The following is a 16141-nucleotide window of genomic DNA, read 5'->3' as shown; positions in this document are numbered from 1 at the left end:
ATATCAGGCCAACTGCCGCAGAACCCACTCCGCCGCACTACCCTGCGTCGGCGCATGCAACAGCGTGCGCAGCCGCGCCGCTTGCGCGCGAGTCCGCTCGATGCGCCCGGCATCGCTCAGGCATTCCCGCAGCTGCCGGCCGAGCGCCGCCGGGGTCGCCGCGCCCTGGATGAATTCCGGATACATCGCCTCCTTCAGCAGCAAGTTCGCGATGCCGATGAACTCCACCTTCACGATCAACCGGCCGAGGAAATAGGTCAGCGGATCGGTCTTGTAGGTCAGCGCCCCCGGGAGACCGGCGAGCGCGCATTCGAGCGACATCGTGCCGCTCGCCGTCAGCACCGCCGCGCCCGCGACCGGTGCGCCACCGCCCGCCCGCAACTCGACGCGATCGCCCACCGGCGAAGCCGCCTTCAGCGTCGCGAGCAGCGCACGGATTTCCTCGCTCGGATAAAGCGCCACGGCCCGACGCCCCTCGCCCGCCCCGGCGAACGCTTCCAGCAGCACCGGGAAAACCCGCTTCACCAACGCGCGCCGGCTGCCGGGCAGCAACAGGACCGGCCCGGCAGGATCGAACGCCACCGGCAGCGCGTAATCGGCAGAAAGAAACGGATGTCCGACGAACTCCACCGGCAGGGTCGTGTCGGCGTAAGCGGCCGGCTCGAACGGAAAAATCGCCGCCACGCCGTCGAGATGCTGCGCCATCGCGAAACGCCGCCCCGCGCGCGACGCCCAGATTTGCGGGCTGATGTAGTAGAGCGTCTTCGTGGGACCGCCAGCCTTCGCCGAGAATCCCCGCTCGAACAACCCGCGCGCGATGCGGAGATTCAGCCCGGACGAATCGACAAAGCACACCGCGCGCGGCCGGTGCTCGCCCACCCAGCGCACGACCTCGTCGATGAGCGCGCGGTAATAGGAGAGCTTTGCCAGCACCGCAAAACCCATCGTCGATCCGACCGTGAGATCGCGCAACAACTGCGCCCCTGCCGCCGCCAGCCGCGGCCCGCCCAGCGCACAAACGCGCACCTCCGGCTTTTTCACCCGCAGCTCGCGCACCATCCGCGCCGCATGCGCATCGCCGGAATGCTCGGCGGAAACGACGAGCAAATCGACCGCACCCCCGATGGGTGCGGCGAGAGTCTGCGAACTAAGAGAGTGCGCGCTCATGCGTGCGGTAGGGCGGGACCGCTGGGCCCGCCGTTGACGCCGGCCTCCCAAACCCACGGCCATCGCGCGGCATCATCCACCAGGCCGGCGCGCACCGGATTCGCGCGGATATACGCCGCCTTGAGCTCGAAAGACTCATCAGTTCGCAGCCGATGATCGAAAAACCCGCCCTGCCAGTGCACGCCCGCCTTCTTCGCGGTCATCTCCTTGAAATTCGCCACGACCGCCGCCATCGATTCCTGCTCGGGAAACGAGATGAGCGCATGAAGGTGGTCGGGCATCAGCACAAGCAGATGCACATACCAACGCTCAGCGTCCTGTCGAAACTCAACTGCTTCGAACAGCATCGCCGCAACCTCCTCGCGACACAGCTGGTTCGCGCCGCGAGTGGCGCAGCAGATCGTCACGAAGAACACCGAGCCCGCCGCCACCCACGATGGCGCTTCGTGCCCGAGTTTCTTGCGCTGCGGGAGGTGCATCCAAATTCTCGGCGGGCCCAGCGGTCCCGCCCTACCCCTTCTTCGCCTTCCGGATCTGGTCCGTGATCGTGATCGCGACCTCGAGGGCGGACTTGCCGAGCGCGGCGCCGACCTTGGGTTGCTTCGTCTCGCCGACGCTCTCGAGGAAGTGCGCCAGCTCGATCGCGAGCGGCTCGCCCTTTTCGATCGGGATTTCATGCACCGGGATCGACGACGCGTCGCCGGCCTTCGCGAGGCCGATCTTCAGTTTCACGCCGTAAGCGATGATGTCGCTCTTCTTTACCAGGTGCCCCTTCTGGTTCATGAAATCGAGCGAGAGGTAGGCGTTGTCCTGGAAGAGGCGGATCTCGCGGTTCTTCTTCAGGGCCATGCGCGACGCGCTGAGGTTCGCCACGCAGCCGTTCTCAAACTCGATGCGCGCGTTCGCAATGTCCTCGGTCTTCGACAGCACGTTGATGCCGACGCTGTCGATCTTGCGGATCGGCGACTTCACGAGCGCGAGCACGATGCCGATGTCGTGGATCATCAGGTCGAGCACGACGCCCACCTCCGTGCCGCGCGTCGTGTAGGGCGCGAGGCGCTCGGTCGTGATGTATTGCGGGTGATCGGCGTGCTTCTCCAGGAACGCCATCACCGGGTTGAAATGCTCGATGTGCCCAACCTGCACGATGCGCCCGGCCTTCTGCGCGGCGGCGAGCACGCGCTCGGCTTCGTCGAGCGAGGCGCACAGCGGTTTCTCGATCAGCAGGTGGCAACCCGCGGCCAACAGCGGCAGCGCGACCTCCTCGTGACGGTCTGTCGGCACGACGACGCTGACCGCTTCGCACGCCGCGCCGAGTTCGGCGAGCGTGGCGAAGCGCCGGCAGTTGTGCTTCGCGCAAATCTCCGCGGCACGCGCGTCGCTCGTTTCGAAGATGCCGACGAGTTCGGCGTTCGGGAGCGCCGCGTAGATGCGCGCATGGTGTTGGCCGAGGGAACCGACACCCGCGACGCCGCACTTGATCTTTGGCTTTGCCATGCGCGCGAACGTAGTGAGCGAACCCGGCGGAGCCACGCAAAAGATGCCGCGGGGGGGGGCACTGACGCGCAATCTTGGAGGGTTCGGCTACCGCCGAGCCGTGGAGCGGCAAGACCGTCGTGGCGTTCGCAGCGCGGCGGTAGCCGCGCCCTCCAAATCGGAGAGGAAAATCAGCTCACCCGCGCCACTGTCCCTGATGCAGGAACAGCTGCCGCTGTGTCTTCGCGGCGTGGGCGGCATTGTGCGTCACGAGCACCAGCGCCGTTTGCTCCTCGGCGCACACCTGAAGCAACAAGCTGATCACCTCGTCGCCGGTGCGCTCGTCGAGATTGCCGGTCGGCTCGTCGGCCAACAGCAACGGCGGACGATTCATCAGCGCACGCGCGACCGCCACCCGCTGACGCTCGCCGCCGGAGAGGTGCGCCGGCACGTGATGCGCGCGGTCGGCGAGACCCACTCGTTTCAGCAACGCGGACGCGCGCTCGCGCTGCGCGGCGGTCGGCGAACCGAGCATGCGCGCGCCCATGAGCACGTTTGCGAACGCGTCGATCTCCGGGATCAGGTAATACGCCTGAAAAACCATGCCGAGGAACCGGCCGCGACGCGCGGTGAGTTCGCCCAGCGTGAGCTTCGCCGTCGACTCCGCGCCCCAGAAAATTTCGCCCGCGTCCGGCCGATCGAGACCGGCCAGCAGATTGAGCAGTGTGCTTTTGCCCGAGCCGGACTCGCCGCGGATCGAGACGCTCTCGCCTGCGGCGATGGCCAGATCGACGCCGCGCAAGACCTCGAGTGTCGCGTCGCCGCTGCGATAGTTCTTACGCACGCCGGCGGCGCGCAGGACTGGGGTGGAATCACTCACTGCGCAGAGCCTCCACGGGTTTCAGACGCGCGGCGCGCCACGCGGGGATGAGCCCGGCGAGCGTTGCGGCCGCGAGCGAGAAGATGACGATGATCGCCACGTCCTTCGCGGTCGTGTGCGCGGGCAGCGAGCTGAATTGGTAGAACTTCACGAACGCCTCCTGTCCCATCGTGAAGCGCGCGATCAGTCTCACGATGTCGTCGCGCCAATGCAGCAACGCGAAGCCGAGACCGAGACCGACCGCCGTGCCGCCCGCGCCGATGACGAGGCCCTGCGCGCAGAAACAGAGCGCGACATCGCGCGCCTTGCCGCCCATCGCGGCGAGCAGGCCGATTTCGCGCGTCTTGCGCACGACCGACATCAGCAGCGAACTCGTAATCGAGAACGCCGCGACGACGATGATGAACGTGAGCAGGAAAAAGATCATGTTCCGCTCGAAGCTGAGCACGGCCTGAAAGTCGGCGTTCGATTCGAACCAAGTCAGCGCGTAGGCCTGCGGCGGCAGCGCGTCGTTGAGCTGCGCGGCCACGGTGTATTCGTCGGCGCCGGGCTTCAGGCGAACGTTGTAGCCGTGGACCGTGCGACCGAGGCCGTAGAGGTCCTGCATCAGGCGCAGCGAGCAGAGCACCGTGGAGCTGTCGAGTTGCTGGTGGCCGATCTGGAAAATGCCGGCGACGCGCACTTCGCGCGGGAGCAGAACTTCGTTGGCCTTCAACCGCTCCATCATCAGCGGCGAGTAGACGCTCACCGTGTCGCCGACCCGCAAGCCGAGCGAGCGCGCGAGGATCGAGCTCAGAATCACGGAGTCGTCGTCGAGGTCGTCGAGCCGCCCGGAGATAAGGTATTTCTGCAGCGGGATGACTTCCTTCATCCGTTCGACGTCGAAGCCCGTGATCGCCGGGAAAGCCGGCCGGCGCTCGAACTCGAGCATCACCACGCCCGCCGCGAACGGCGCGAAGCTCGCGACGCCGGGCTGTTTCTTCAACGCGTCCTCGGTCGCTCCCGCGGAACGTTGATCGAGCACACCCCGCGCGCGCACCTGCACCTCGCCTTGCGTGTCGATGATCATGCGCTGGATCTGGTGGCCGAAGCCGCCCATGACGCTCGTCGAGACGAGCATGAGCGCCACGCCGAGTCCGACGCCGAGGATCGAAATCAGCGTGAAGAACGACACCCGCCCGGTCGGGAAGAGCTGCTTGAGGGCGAGATAGATCGGCCAGGGCATGAGCGAAGCGGTCAGCTATCAGCAATCAGCTGTCAGCTTTTGGCAACCCAAGTTCCGCGCGCTTCGGCTGAAAGCTGAGCGCTGACCACTGATCACTCTCAGGCCTGCGACGCAGTCGTGGGCCTGAGCGACGGGAAGAGAATCACGTCACGGATGCTCTCGGCGCCGGTGAGCAAGATGCAGAGGCGGTCGATGCCCACGCCCATGCCGCCCGCGGGCGGCATGCCGTGCTCGAGTGCGAGGAGAAAATCGTTGTCGAGGTTCTGCTTCTCCTCGCCGACTTGCTTCTCGAACATCTCGCGCTGCACGAACGGATCGTTCTGCTCCGAATACGCCGGCGCCACTTCCATGCCGCCAATGATGCACTCGAAGACGTCGATCAGGCCCGGGTCTTCCTTGTTTAACTTGGCGAGCGGGCACAGCTCCTTCGGCAGATGCGTGACGAAGGTCGGCTGGATCAGCGTCGGCTCGATCTTCTTGCCGAAAATCTCGTTCACCACCTCGTGGGTTTCCCACCCGGCGTGGACTTCGAGCCCGAGCTTCGCGCAGGCTTCGATCGCCTTCTCGCGATACTCGGGCTTCCCGCGGAATGAGCTGAGCGCGAAGCCCGCCGTCTCGTCGATCAGGTCGAAATAGCGCACGCTGCGCCACTCGCCGGCGAAGTTGATCATCTGGCCGCTCGCCGCGTGCTTGATCTCCGTCGCGCCGATCACGTCGCGGCACAGGTCGGCGAAGATCGCCTTGAGCAGCTCCATCATGCCGCCAAAATCCGAGTAAGCCTGATAAACCTCTAGCATGGTGAACTCGGGGTTGTGCTTGCGCGAGACGCCCTCGTTGCGGAACACGCGGCCGATCTCGAACACGCGGTCGTAGCCGCCGACGAGCAGGCGCTTCAGGCGCAGCTCGAGCGCGATGCGCAGGAAGAAGTCCGCGCCGAGCGCGTTGTGGTGCGTCGTGAACGGCCGCGCCGCCGCGCCGCCCGCCACGCCTTCGAGCACCGGCGTCTCGACTTCGAAGAAGCTGCGCTTCGCCAGCGTCGAGCGGATGCTCGCCACGATCTTGCTGCGCAGCATGAGCCGCGCGCGCGACTCGGCGTTGACGATCAGGTCGAGGTAACGCTGACGGTAAACCTGCTCGGGATCCGTGAGACCGTGCCACTTCTCCGGGAGCGGACGCAGCGCCTTCGACACGAGCGTGAACGCATCGACGCGCACCGTGATTTCGCCGGTCTTGGTTTTGAACAACGCGCCGGTCACGCCGATGATGTCCCCGAGATCGAGCTGCTTCTTGAACACGCCGTAGCGGTCCTCGCCGAGCACGTCCTTGCGGAAATAGAGCTGGATCTGACCATGCTGGTCCTGAATCTTCACGAACGAGCTGCCGCCCTGCACGCGGAACGTCACGAGGCGACCGGCGACCGAGACGGTCGCCGCGTAATCCTGCCCATCGACGTAGAGCGCTTTGGCGTCCTGCGAGAAGTGCGTCTGCGCGGCGTTGGCCTGGAACGGATCGAAGCCGCCCGCGCGCATTTCCTGCAGCTTTTGGCGCCGCACGGCGAACTGGTCGTGAGTGATGTCCTGCTGGTTCTCGCTCATGGAACCGCGCACGATTGGGCGCGCCCCCGCCCGGGGCAAACGGAAATTGGGTTCTAGCCGGCTCGCCAACACGCCCCCCGAAAAACCTCTTGTAGGAGCCTGCTTGCAGGCGACACGGTGCCGCGAACGACGTTCGGGTCGCCTGCAAGCAGGCTCCTACAAATGCCAGACGCGGCCTTTTCTCTCTGGCGCGCTACCCGCACCGCCCTACCTTTCCGGCCATGGCCGATCAGCCGCCCGCCACCGCACCGGTGCTCCCCCTCGACCTCGTCGACTGGGGCCGCACCGCATATGCGGACGCGTGGCGGCGGCAGGAGGAACTCGTCGCGGCGCGCAACGACGGCCGCGCGCCCGACACGCTCGTCTTCACGGAGCACAACCCCGTCTTCACGATGGGCGTGCGCCGCGGCGCCGAGGCCAATCTTCTTTGGCAACAAGCCGAACTCGCCCGCCGCGGCATCGAAGTCATCACGACCAACCGCGGCGGCGACATCACCTACCACGGTCCCGGCCAAGTCGTCGGTTACCCGATCGTGAACCTCGCCCCACGCAAAGACCTGCACGCCTACCTGCGTTTCCTCGAGGACGTGATGATCGCCAGCGTGGCGCGCTTCGGCCTCACCGCCGGCCGGAATCCCGGCAAAACCGGCATCTGGATCGAGAAGCGCAAAATCGCCGCCATCGGCGTCGCCGTGAAAAAATGGACGACGTTCCACGGCTTCGCGCTGAACGTGAACACCGACCTCACCCCCTTCACCGGCATCATCCCCTGCGGTATCACCGCCGCCGACGGCACCGTCACGTCGCTGCAGCTCGAGCTCGGCCGCACCGTCGACCTCGCGGACGTGAAGGCCGCGCTCGCCGCCGAGTTCCGTGCGCGTCTGCCGGCGTTCTTCGCAGGCGCCACCGCATGAGCGAACCGGCGTTCGCTCCCGCGCCACTCGGTCGCCGCGTGCGCCTCGGGCTAGCGTTGCTGCTGCTCGCCATCCTCGCCGCTTGGAGCAACAGCTTCGCGGTGCCGTTCCTGTTTGACGACGTCACGTCGCTCGGCGCGAACGAATCCATCCGCCACCTCTGGCCCCTCGTGCCGGGCCCGCTCGCGCCGCCCGTCGGTGGCGACACTGTTTCCGGCCGGCCGCTGCTCAACCTCACTTTCGCGCTGAGCTACGCGGCCAGCGGCCAAGCGGTCTGGAGCTATCACGCCCTCAATCTTGCGATCCACGCCGCGGCCGCGCTGCTGCTGTTCGGACTCGTCCGCCGCACGCTGCAAACCGCGCCGCTCCGCGACCGCTTCGGCGCCGCGGCGGATTGGCTGGCGCTCGCGATCGCCGCGGTTTGGGCGCTGCATCCGCTGCAGACGGAATCCGTCACCTATCTCTCCCAACGCGCCGAGTCGCTCGCCGCGCTCCTCGCGTTCGCCACGCTTTACGCCTTCGTGCGCGGCTGGTTCGTCGCCGCGTTCCTCGCGTGCCTCGGCGGGATGGCGGCCAAGGAAACCACCGTCGTGGTGCCAATCCTCGCCGCGCTCTACGCGCGCTGTTTTCTCGCCGCGAATTGGCGCGACACGTGGCGGCAGTTCCGCATGCCGTTGCTCGCACTCGCGTCCACCTGGCTGCTGCTCGCCGCGCTGCTGGCGATCTTCGGTAACCGCGGTGGCACGGCCGGACTCGGCACTGCGTCCGCGCTGGACTACCTTCTCGCGCAACCCGCCACGATCCTCCGCTACGTGCGCCTCGCCTGCTGGCCCCACCCGCTCGTCTTCGACTACGGCCAACGCACGCCGGATTTCGACGCCGACGCGCTCGCCGCCCTCGTAACGTTGCTCGCGCTTTTCGCCGCGACGCTCTGGGCGCTCGCGCGGCGGCCCACGCTCGGCTTTCTCGGCGCCGCGTTCTTTCTCCTGCTCGCGCCGAGTTCAAGCGTCGTGCCGGTCGCTTCGCAGTTCGCCGCCGAGCACCGCCTCTACGCGGCGCTCGCGTTGCTGGTGACACTCGCCGTCCTCGCGAGCTACCGCGCCATCGGCCGGAACGCTGTCTTCGTCTTCCTTGCCTTCGCCCTCGTTGCCGGCGCCGCGACGCACCTGCGCAACCGCGTCTACCAATCCGACCTCGCGCTCTGGTCGGACGTCATCGCGAAGGCCCCGCGCAACGCCCGCGCGTGGGTCAACCACGGCCTCGCGCTCGAAGCCGCCGGCCGTTCCGCCGAGGCGCTCGACTCCTTCGCCAACGCCGTCGCGCTCGAACCGGTTTTTCCCTTCGCGCACAACAACTACGGCCAGGCGCTCCTGCGCGCGGGCAAAACCAGCGACGCGCTGCGCGAATTCGAGTTGGCGATCGCGCAAAATCCCCGGCTCGCCGCCGCGCACTTCAACCGCGCCAACGTCCTGCTCGCGCTCGGCCGCACCGACGAGACGATCGCCGGCTTCGAAGCCGCGCTGCGCCTCCAGCCCAAGCTGACCGACGCGCGTCTCAACCTCGGTAGCGCGCTCCACCGCGCCCGCCGCTACGCCGAGGCCGAAGCGCTCAACCGCGCCCTGCTCGCCGAGCAACCCGACTCCGTCGCCGCGCATTGCAACCTCGCGAGCACGCTCTTCGCCACGCGCCGTGAAGCCGAAGCCCTCGAACATCTCGCCCGCGCCACCACCCTCGCGCCCGACAACCTCACCGCGCGCGTCAACTTCGGCACCGCGCTCGCCGTCATCGGCCGGCCCGCGGAGGCCGTCGCGCAGTTCCGCGCCGCGACGGAGTTGCGCAGCGACGATCCGGGCTTGTTGCTCAACTACGCTGCCGTGCTCGCGCAATCCGGCGATACCGCCGCCGCGCGCGCCACGCTCGACCGCGTCCTAATTCTCCAGCCGCAAAACGCCGACGCCCGACGCCTGCGCGAGCAACTCCGTTGATTATCCGCGATTAACCCGCGCGTCGGCGCCATCAGCCGGCGCGATAGGCGGCGGGCCGGCGCAAAACCCACTTGTCGTTCCGCGCGCTTCGTGTCCTTTCGTGTTTCCTCCCGATGACTCCCACCTCGCGCAAACCCGACTGGCTCCGCGCCAAGCTGCCCTCCGGCCCCGGCTACAAGGCCACCCGCGCGCTCGTGGAGACGAACAAACTCCACACGGTTTGCCAGTCCGCGCAGTGCCCGAACATCGGCGAGTGCTGGTCGCGCGGCACCGCGACCGTGATGATCCTCGGCAACATCTGCACGCGCTCCTGTAACTTCTGCGCGATCCAAGTCGGCCGCCCGACGGAGTTCGACCTCGGCGAGCCCGCGCGCGTCGCCGACGCCGTCGCCAAGATGGGCCTACGCCACTGCGTCATCACCTCCGTTGCCCGCGACGACCTGAAGGACGGCGGCGCCAGCGTCTGGGCCGCGACCATCCGCGCCACGAAATACAAGAGCCCGCAATGTGCGATCGAGGTTCTCGTTCCCGACTTCAAGGGCAACATGGACCAGGTCGACATCGTCCTCGACGCCAAGCCCGACATCTTCAACCACAACGTCGAAACCGTGGAACGCCTCCAGCGCCCGGTGCGCGTGCAGGCTCGCTACGACCGCAGCCGCTCCGTGCTGCGCCACGCGAAGAGCCGCGGCTTCACGACGAAGACCGGCATCATGCTCGGCCTCGGCGAGACGCAGGACGAGATCGCGCAGACGATCCGCGACATCGCGAGCGACAAGACCGACATTCTCACCATCGGCCAGTATCTCCAGCCCACGCCGCAACACTGGAAGATCGACCGCTGGGTGCCGCCGGAGGAATTCGCGCACTGGAAAAAATTCGGCCTTGAGCTCGGCATCGGCGTCATCGAATCCGGCCCGCTCGTGCGCTCCAGTTACCACGCCGACGAGCAGTCGCAGAAATACACCGGCGTCGAGCACCTGAACACGTCGAACGCGCTCGCCGAGTCGCGCTGAGCACGACGCGTCCGCCCGGCCGCGCTCCGGACTAGCGGTTCAAGCGTCCTGAATTGTCATTCATGCGGGCCGCGCCGCATGAAACTCCTTCTTCCGCTTTCCCGAAAGTTCGGGTCTTTCGCCTCTCTGTGTTGCGTCATCATCTCGCTTGGCGCCCATGTCGCTCTCGCGCGCGGAGCAGACCCCGTCTATCGGTGGACCACCCTCGCCGGGCGCGTCACGCTCGGTGACGAGGACGGGCCCGCGTTGGACGCTCGCTTCAATCATCCCACCGGCGTCGCGGCAGACTTGGCCGGCAATCTCTATGTGGCGGACACCGGCAATCACACGATCCGCAAGATCACGCCACAAGGCGTCGTCTCCACTTTCGCCGGCAAGAGCGGCGAGTCCGGCGCGGCGGACGGCACGGGCAGCGCTGCGCGCTTCAACGCGCCCCGCGGCGTCGGGGTCGACGCCGATGGCTACGTCTATGTGGCCGACACCGGCAACCACACGATCCGCAAGCTCACCCCGGCCGGCGTGGTTTCCACGCTCGCCGGCCAAGCCGGCAAAAGCGGCTCGACCGACGGCGCGGCGACCACGGTTGCTCTCCTCGACGCGCCCGACCGACTCTCCGTCGCCCCCGACGGCACAATTTATCTGTTCAACCACGGGTTGCGGAAAATCTCCGGCGGTGCGGTCCAGACGATCCAGATCCCCGCGCAGACCACGGTGATTGACGGCCGGACGCTCGCGATCGGCATCCACGACTGCCCCGCCATCGACGCGCAAGGGCGTCTGTATTTCTGGAGCTTCTCCGGTGGGAGCTACCCCAGCGAATACTGGGGCTTCGTCGCCACGATGGATCCATCCGGCCAGCTCTCGGCCTTGCCGCGGCTCTATGACATCACTCTCGGGACCGCCAAGAACACCGTGTTCAACGATTCGGCGGGGAACATCTACGCGACGTTCGACTACCTGCGCCTCGCCTCGGGTGAATATCAATGCGCCGGCGCTTCTCTCGTCACCCGCACAGCCGGGACCACCGCGTGGTTCGGCACCTTCGAGGGAGACCCGACGGTGCCATCGGGCGTGGCGGTCGCCCCGGACGGACATTGGTATTTCACCCGCACGTCGGATTCCGCGATCACGCGCGACCGCTACGAGGTTTACGCCGGAGTCCCGAGCGGCATTCAAGACGGAGTGGGAAGCCGCGCCACGTTCGACAGCGTGTCCTACCTGAGCATCGACTCCGTCGGAAATATCTGGGTCGCGGAGGCGCGCAGAACGTTCGCCCCCAACATGAGCAACCCGTCGCACCAGTCGAGTTCGCTGGCGCGCAAAATTTCGCCGAACGGGGAGGTGAGAACGGCTTCGGCCGTCGGAGACTACTACTACTACCACAACCCCACTGGCATCGCCGTGGACCAGGCTGACAATATTTACCTGGCCGATTCCGCGAGCGGATTCGCCACGGTCTATCGCATTCAGCCCGACGGCACGCGCACCAGCTTTCCGCAGGGTCGCTTGACCTGGGATTCCAGAAGCGGACTGGCGTCCGACTCGCACGGCAATCTGTGGACCTTTTCCAGCTACGACGCGGACAAAGGACCTGTTTACCGCATGCTTCGCTGCCTCCCTATGAGCGTCTGGCAGCCCGTCGCCGGAGGCACCACAGCCGAGATCAAGGACGGCATAGGCGAGGCGGCCCGGATCAGCCGCGCTTACTCCCTCATCACGGACAGCAGCGGCAATGCTGTATTTCTCGACGCGACCTACGACAACAACGGCAACGTCCAGGCTTGCTTCGTGCGCCGGGTGACACCTCTCGGCGAAGTCGTCACGCTCAGCCGCGACCTCGCGGTCAAGACCACCGTGAACGGCGTCCCGACGACCCGCGTCCCCGCCGGCGTCGCGCTGACCAAGGCCGGCCTTTTCGCGTTGCTGGATTCCGACAGCGTGAGGCTGAGCGACGGTCAAGGGAACGAAACCGTGATCGGCGGAGTGCCGGGCGTGTTCGGTTCGCGCGACGGCGTGGGCAACAAGGCCGGGTTTCTCGAACCCACCGCCATCAGGGCCGACGCCCATGACAACCTCTACGTCATGGACCAGCTCGGCACGGTGCTGCGCAAAGGCGAGTTCCTCGGCTATCAGCCGGGCATCGCCGCACAACCACAAAGCCTGACGGTCGCCACCGGCGGCAGCGCGCAATTCTCCGTCACGGCCGCCGCGACCGCACCGACGCCGACCTATCAGTGGTTTTTCAACAACACGGCGATCAACGGAGCCACGACCAGCACGCTCACGCTTTCCTCCGTCAACGCCGCGAACGCCGGCGACTACACCGTCGTGGTCGCGAACGATTTGGGCAGCGTCACGAGCAACAAGGCCACACTCACCATCACCGGCGCATCGACTCCGCCGCCAACGACTCCCTCCAGCGGCGGCGGATCCGGAGGCGGTGGCGCGCCGAGTGTCTGGTTCCTGTTCGCGCTGCTTGCCGCCGGCATTGCCCGGCGTGCGGGAAAGCAATGCTTGTCGCCGCGCCAATTGCGCGGGTCATGAGGTGCGGGTCGGGCGCGGTCGCTTGTCAGGTAGATGAGCCCAATCTCATGATACCTCGCACCGCTCGCTTCGTTACGCTCGTTCGCTGGGCCATCCTCTTCGCCGCGGGTCATGCACTCGCCGCGCCGACACCCGTCTACCGGTGGACGACGCTCGCCGGTCGCGCCTCGATCGGATCCGAGGACGGCAGCCTGACGGACGCGCGCTTCAACGAACCTCACGCGCTTGCGCTTGACTCGGCGGGCAACCTCTACGTCGCCGACGCCGGGAATCACACGATCCGCCGCATCACGCCCGCCGGCATCGTATCCACTTTTGCCGGGAAATCCGGCGAGCCCGGCGCGACCGACGGTCCCGCCGCCTCCGCGCGTTTCCGCTCGCCGCGAGGCCTCGCCGTCGACCGCAACGGCAACGTCTACGTCGCCGACACCGGCAACCACACCATTCGCCTCATCACGCCCGCCGGCGCTGTCTCGACGATCGCCGGCCAAGCTGGCCAAGCCGGCGCCGTTGATGGCGCCGCTTCCGTCGCGCGCTTCGACTCGCCCGATCGCCTCGCCGTCGATCAGCGCGGCAATCTCTATTTGTCGAACCACGGCATTCGGAAAATCTCCGGCGGCAACGTCACGACGCTGTCGATCCCGGCGCAGGTCACCGATCCCGACGGCAACACGCTCACCGTGCGGATAGAGCGCTGCCCGGCGATCGATGCCGACGACAATCTCTACTTCGCCACCATCAATCCGACCACCGGCATCGCCGCCGGGCCGACGCGCTCCGAGCAATACCTCAAGGTGTCCTCGAGCGGCGCACAATCGATCGTCCGCAGCAGCTACTCCGGCACGGACAACTCGGGCAACACCTACGGCTGGCGCTTCTACGAAGACACCCTGTTCAACGATTTCGCGGGACGACTCTTCACCGTCGTGGAAATCCGCGCCCGCGACTACCTGCGCAGCATTCGCGCACTCCGCTTGCAGCCGGACGGCACGCTGCTCACCGACAACATCCTGGAAATGAAATCCCACCTGGGCCAGCCCGTCTACCCCACGGGACTCGCCCAGGACGCGGCCGGGAAATGGTATTTCACGCGTGCCACCGATTCATCCATTCAATCCGGCAACGGCATCTACGCCGGCACCGAACTGCCGCCGGACAGCCGCGAAGGATCAGGTCCCTCCGCACGATTGCTCGGGACCGACTTTCTTGCGCTCGACCGCTCCGGCACGCTCTGGCTGGCGGAGACGGTCACGCGCTACGACGACTATCCCATTTCCCCGGGCCCGCGCTTTCACTACGCCACCCGCGTCAGGAAGCTCGCGCCATCCGGACTTCTCTCGACTCCGCCGCAGCCCGCTTCCTGGTCCGCGATGCGCACGAACAATCCCTACCTGGCGCCTAACGGGATCTGGGTCGACCAATCCGGCACGGTGACGGTAGCGCGTCTGGAGAACTATTTCTCGCTCGATTTCCGGCTGAACCAGATCTTCGCCGATGGCACCGTGACCGAGATGACCGCGCCGAGCGGATACACCTACGACCCCATCGGCGACAACGTGGGCAATCTCTACGTGCTCAACCACACCAACGTCTTCGGCTTCGACCCTCCGCCCGCCTACGATCGCATCGCCCGGCGCGAGAGTGCCGGCACGTGGACCACCCTCGCCGGCGGTCCGTCGAACGAGATTCTGGACGGCACCGGCACCGCCGCGCATTTCAAGTCCGCCTCCAAACTCACTCTCGACCGCGCCAACAATCTCTACCTCATCGACCGCGCCGACGCCGACGCACACTTCATCCGCAAAATCACGACGGCCGGCGTCGTGACGACCGTCAGCAGCAAACTCACGCAGCCGCCCGGCGGGTTGGCGGTGGGCGCTTCCGGCGCGTTTTATCTGACCTACCCCGACTCGCACTTCGTCACCCGCCTCGACGCGCACGGCACCGAGACGATCATCGGCGGCACCCGCAATACCACCGGCAGCCTTGACGGGACTGCGGCACTGTTCGCCGCACCGGGTCGCATCGCCGTCGATGCGCAGGAGAACCTCTACGTCATCGACGCTGACGGCACCACGATGCGCAAAGGCGAGTTCCTCGGTTACGCTCCCGAGATCGCGACCCACCCGGTCAGCACGTCCGCGAACGCCGGCGTGAGCGTCACGTTCGCCGTGACCGTCAGCGTCAGCGTCCCGGTGAATTTCCAATGGTATTTCAACGGCACCGCGCTCGCCGGCGCGACGAGCAACACACTCACAGTATCGAACGTCAGTTCCGCAAACGCCGGAGACTACACCGTCGTCGTGTCCAACAGCATCGGCAGCGTCACGAGCAACAAGGCCACGCTCACCGTCAACACGCCGAGCACGCCCACACCTCCGTCTGGTGGCGGCACCGGTGGCGGAGGAGGCGGCGCCCCGTCGGATTGGTTCGCCGCGTGTGTCGCGAGCGCACTGCTGATTCGCGCTTGGCGTCAGCGCGGTCGCTGAACCGCGCCAACGCCCCCGGCTAAATTAACCTCGCCCCGCCCGACGGCGGGGCTAATTTTTTGCGGGCAAAACAGCTCGCATGGATACCAAGCAACAAATCGTCGAGAACTGGCTGCCCCGCTACACCGGCGTCCCGCTCAAGGACTTCGGCCAGTATATCCTCCTCACGAACTTCGACGCCTACGTCGAGACCTTCGCCCAGTGGCACAACGTGCCCGTGATGGGCCGCGACAAGCCGATGGCCTCCGCCACCGCCGACGGCATCACGATCATCAACTTCGGCATGGGCAGCGCCACCGCCGCGACGGTCATGGATCTGCTCACTGCGGTGAACCCGAAAGCCGTCCTCTTCCTCGGCAAATGCGGCGGCGTGAAGCATCGCGCGCGAGTCGGCAGCCTCATCCTCCCCATCGCCGCCATCCGCGGCGAGGGCACGAGCAACGACTACTTCCCACCCGAAGTGCCCGCGATGCCGTCGTTCGCGCTGCAAAAAGCCATCTCCACCACGATCCGCGACCACAGTCGCGATTACTGGACCGGCACCGTCTACACCACCAATCGCCGCGTCTGGGAGCACGACGCCGAGTTCAAGAAATACCTCGAGCGCCTCCGCGTCATGGCCATCGACATGGAGACGGCCACGATCTTCATCACCGGTTTCCACAACGAAATCCCCACCGGCGCGCTGCTCCTCGTCTCCGACGAGCCGATGACGCCCGAAGGCGTGAAGACCTCCGAGAGCGACCGCAAGGTCGACGGCGATTTCGTCTCCGATCACATCCGCATCGGTCTCGATTCCCTGAAGCAGCTCATCAACAAGGGTCTCACGGTGAAGCACCTGAAGTTCTGA

12 protein-coding genes are annotated in these 16141 nt (G+C 66.5%); 6 read left to right on the top strand and 6 right to left on the bottom strand.

The features are described from left to right. Nucleotides 1-3: 3 nt before the first annotated feature. The 6 genes from HZA32_05125 to lysS form a co-directional block, all read right to left on the bottom strand. Entirely contained in the window at nucleotides 4-1167 is a 1164-nt protein-coding gene (locus HZA32_05125; GenBank protein ID MBI5423446.1) for a lipid-A-disaccharide synthase, read from the bottom strand. Further along, a complete protein-coding gene (locus HZA32_05120; protein ID MBI5423445.1) occupies nucleotides 1164-1646 on the bottom strand; it encodes a transposase in 483 nt (160 codons plus the stop codon). Before HZA32_05120 ends, HZA32_05125 begins: the two co-directional genes overlap by 4 nt. Nucleotides 1647-1677: 31 nt before the next feature. Continuing rightward, nucleotides 1678-2664 carry a Gfo/Idh/MocA family oxidoreductase gene (locus HZA32_05115; GenBank protein MBI5423444.1) on the bottom strand — a complete coding sequence of 329 codons (987 nt, stop codon included), beginning with the start codon at nucleotides 2662-2664 and terminating at the stop codon, nucleotides 1678-1680. A gap of 175 nt (nucleotides 2665-2839) precedes the next feature. Then, nucleotides 2840-3523: an ABC transporter ATP-binding protein gene (locus HZA32_05110; GenBank protein ID MBI5423443.1), complete on the bottom strand. Its 684-nt coding sequence runs from the start codon at nucleotides 3521-3523 to the stop codon at nucleotides 2840-2842. Then, nucleotides 3516-4748 carry an ABC transporter permease gene (locus HZA32_05105; protein MBI5423442.1) on the bottom strand — a complete coding sequence of 411 codons (1233 nt, stop codon included), beginning with the start codon at nucleotides 4746-4748 and terminating at the stop codon, nucleotides 3516-3518. Before HZA32_05105 ends, HZA32_05110 begins: the two co-directional genes overlap by 8 nt. Nucleotides 4749-4846: 98 nt before the next feature. Beyond that, entirely contained in the window at nucleotides 4847-6343 is a 1497-nt protein-coding gene (gene lysS / locus HZA32_05100) for a lysine--tRNA ligase (protein ID MBI5423441.1), read from the bottom strand. A gap of 221 nt (nucleotides 6344-6564) precedes the next feature. On the opposite strand from lysS, the gene lipB reads away from it, so the two are divergent. The 6 genes from lipB (at nucleotide 6565) to HZA32_05070 (ending at nucleotide 16141) form a co-directional block, all read left to right on the top strand. Further along, nucleotides 6565-7257: a lipoyl(octanoyl) transferase LipB gene (gene lipB, locus HZA32_05095; protein MBI5423440.1), complete on the top strand. Its 693-nt coding sequence runs from the start codon at nucleotides 6565-6567 to the stop codon at nucleotides 7255-7257. After that, nucleotides 7254-9242 carry a tetratricopeptide repeat protein gene (locus tag HZA32_05090; GenBank protein ID MBI5423439.1) on the top strand — a complete coding sequence of 663 codons (1989 nt, stop codon included), beginning with the start codon at nucleotides 7254-7256 and terminating at the stop codon, nucleotides 9240-9242. Before lipB ends, HZA32_05090 begins: the two co-directional genes overlap by 4 nt. A gap of 113 nt (nucleotides 9243-9355) precedes the next feature. Continuing rightward, entirely contained in the window at nucleotides 9356-10258 is a 903-nt protein-coding gene (gene lipA, locus HZA32_05085) for a lipoyl synthase (protein MBI5423438.1), read from the top strand. A 78-nt stretch (nucleotides 10259-10336) separates the two neighbouring features. Beyond that, the gene (locus HZA32_05080; GenBank protein ID MBI5423437.1) at nucleotides 10337-12802 is read left to right on the top strand and encodes an immunoglobulin domain-containing protein; all 2466 of its coding nucleotides are present in this window, start codon (nucleotides 10337-10339) and stop codon (nucleotides 12800-12802) included. A gap of 47 nt (nucleotides 12803-12849) precedes the next feature. Further along, nucleotides 12850-15291: an immunoglobulin domain-containing protein gene (locus HZA32_05075; GenBank protein MBI5423436.1), complete on the top strand. Its 2442-nt coding sequence runs from the start codon at nucleotides 12850-12852 to the stop codon at nucleotides 15289-15291. 79 nt (nucleotides 15292-15370) lie between these two features. Next, nucleotides 15371-16141 carry an AMP nucleosidase gene (locus tag HZA32_05070; protein ID MBI5423435.1) on the top strand — a complete coding sequence of 257 codons (771 nt, stop codon included), beginning with the start codon at nucleotides 15371-15373 and terminating at the stop codon, nucleotides 16139-16141.

The organism is Opitutia bacterium, assembly GCA_016217545.1.
Taxonomy (GTDB): domain Bacteria; phylum Verrucomicrobiota; class Verrucomicrobiia; order Opitutales; family Opitutaceae; genus Didemnitutus.
The sequence above is the reverse complement of the archived record's forward strand: the minus strand, read 5'-3'. Positions and strand labels throughout refer to the sequence as shown.

What these genes read in the sequence shown, in the direction of transcription:
- HZA32_05125 (MBI5423446.1), bottom strand. Translation starts at nt 1,167, where the DNA reads ATGAGCGCGCACTCTCTTAGTTCGCAGACTCTCGCCGCACCCATCGGG.
- HZA32_05120 (MBI5423445.1), bottom strand. Translation starts at nt 1,646, where the DNA reads ATGCACCTCCCGCAGCGCAAGAAACTCGGGCACGAAGCGCCATCGTGG.
- HZA32_05115 (MBI5423444.1), bottom strand. Translation starts at nt 2,664, where the DNA reads ATGGCAAAGCCAAAGATCAAGTGCGGCGTCGCGGGTGTCGGTTCCCTC.
- HZA32_05105 (MBI5423442.1), bottom strand. Translation starts at nt 4,748, where the DNA reads ATGCCCTGGCCGATCTATCTCGCCCTCAAGCAGCTCTTCCCGACCGGG.
- lysS (MBI5423441.1), bottom strand. Translation starts at nt 6,343, where the DNA reads ATGAGCGAGAACCAGCAGGACATCACTCACGACCAGTTCGCCGTGCGG.
- lipB (MBI5423440.1), top strand. Translation starts at nt 6,565, where the DNA reads ATGGCCGATCAGCCGCCCGCCACCGCACCGGTGCTCCCCCTCGACCTC.
- HZA32_05090 (MBI5423439.1), top strand. Translation starts at nt 7,254, where the DNA reads ATGAGCGAACCGGCGTTCGCTCCCGCGCCACTCGGTCGCCGCGTGCGC.
- lipA (MBI5423438.1), top strand. Translation starts at nt 9,356, where the DNA reads ATGACTCCCACCTCGCGCAAACCCGACTGGCTCCGCGCCAAGCTGCCC.
- HZA32_05080 (MBI5423437.1), top strand. Translation starts at nt 10,337, where the DNA reads ATGAAACTCCTTCTTCCGCTTTCCCGAAAGTTCGGGTCTTTCGCCTCT.
- HZA32_05075 (MBI5423436.1), top strand. Translation starts at nt 12,850, where the DNA reads ATGATACCTCGCACCGCTCGCTTCGTTACGCTCGTTCGCTGGGCCATC.
- HZA32_05070 (MBI5423435.1), top strand. Translation starts at nt 15,371, where the DNA reads ATGGATACCAAGCAACAAATCGTCGAGAACTGGCTGCCCCGCTACACC.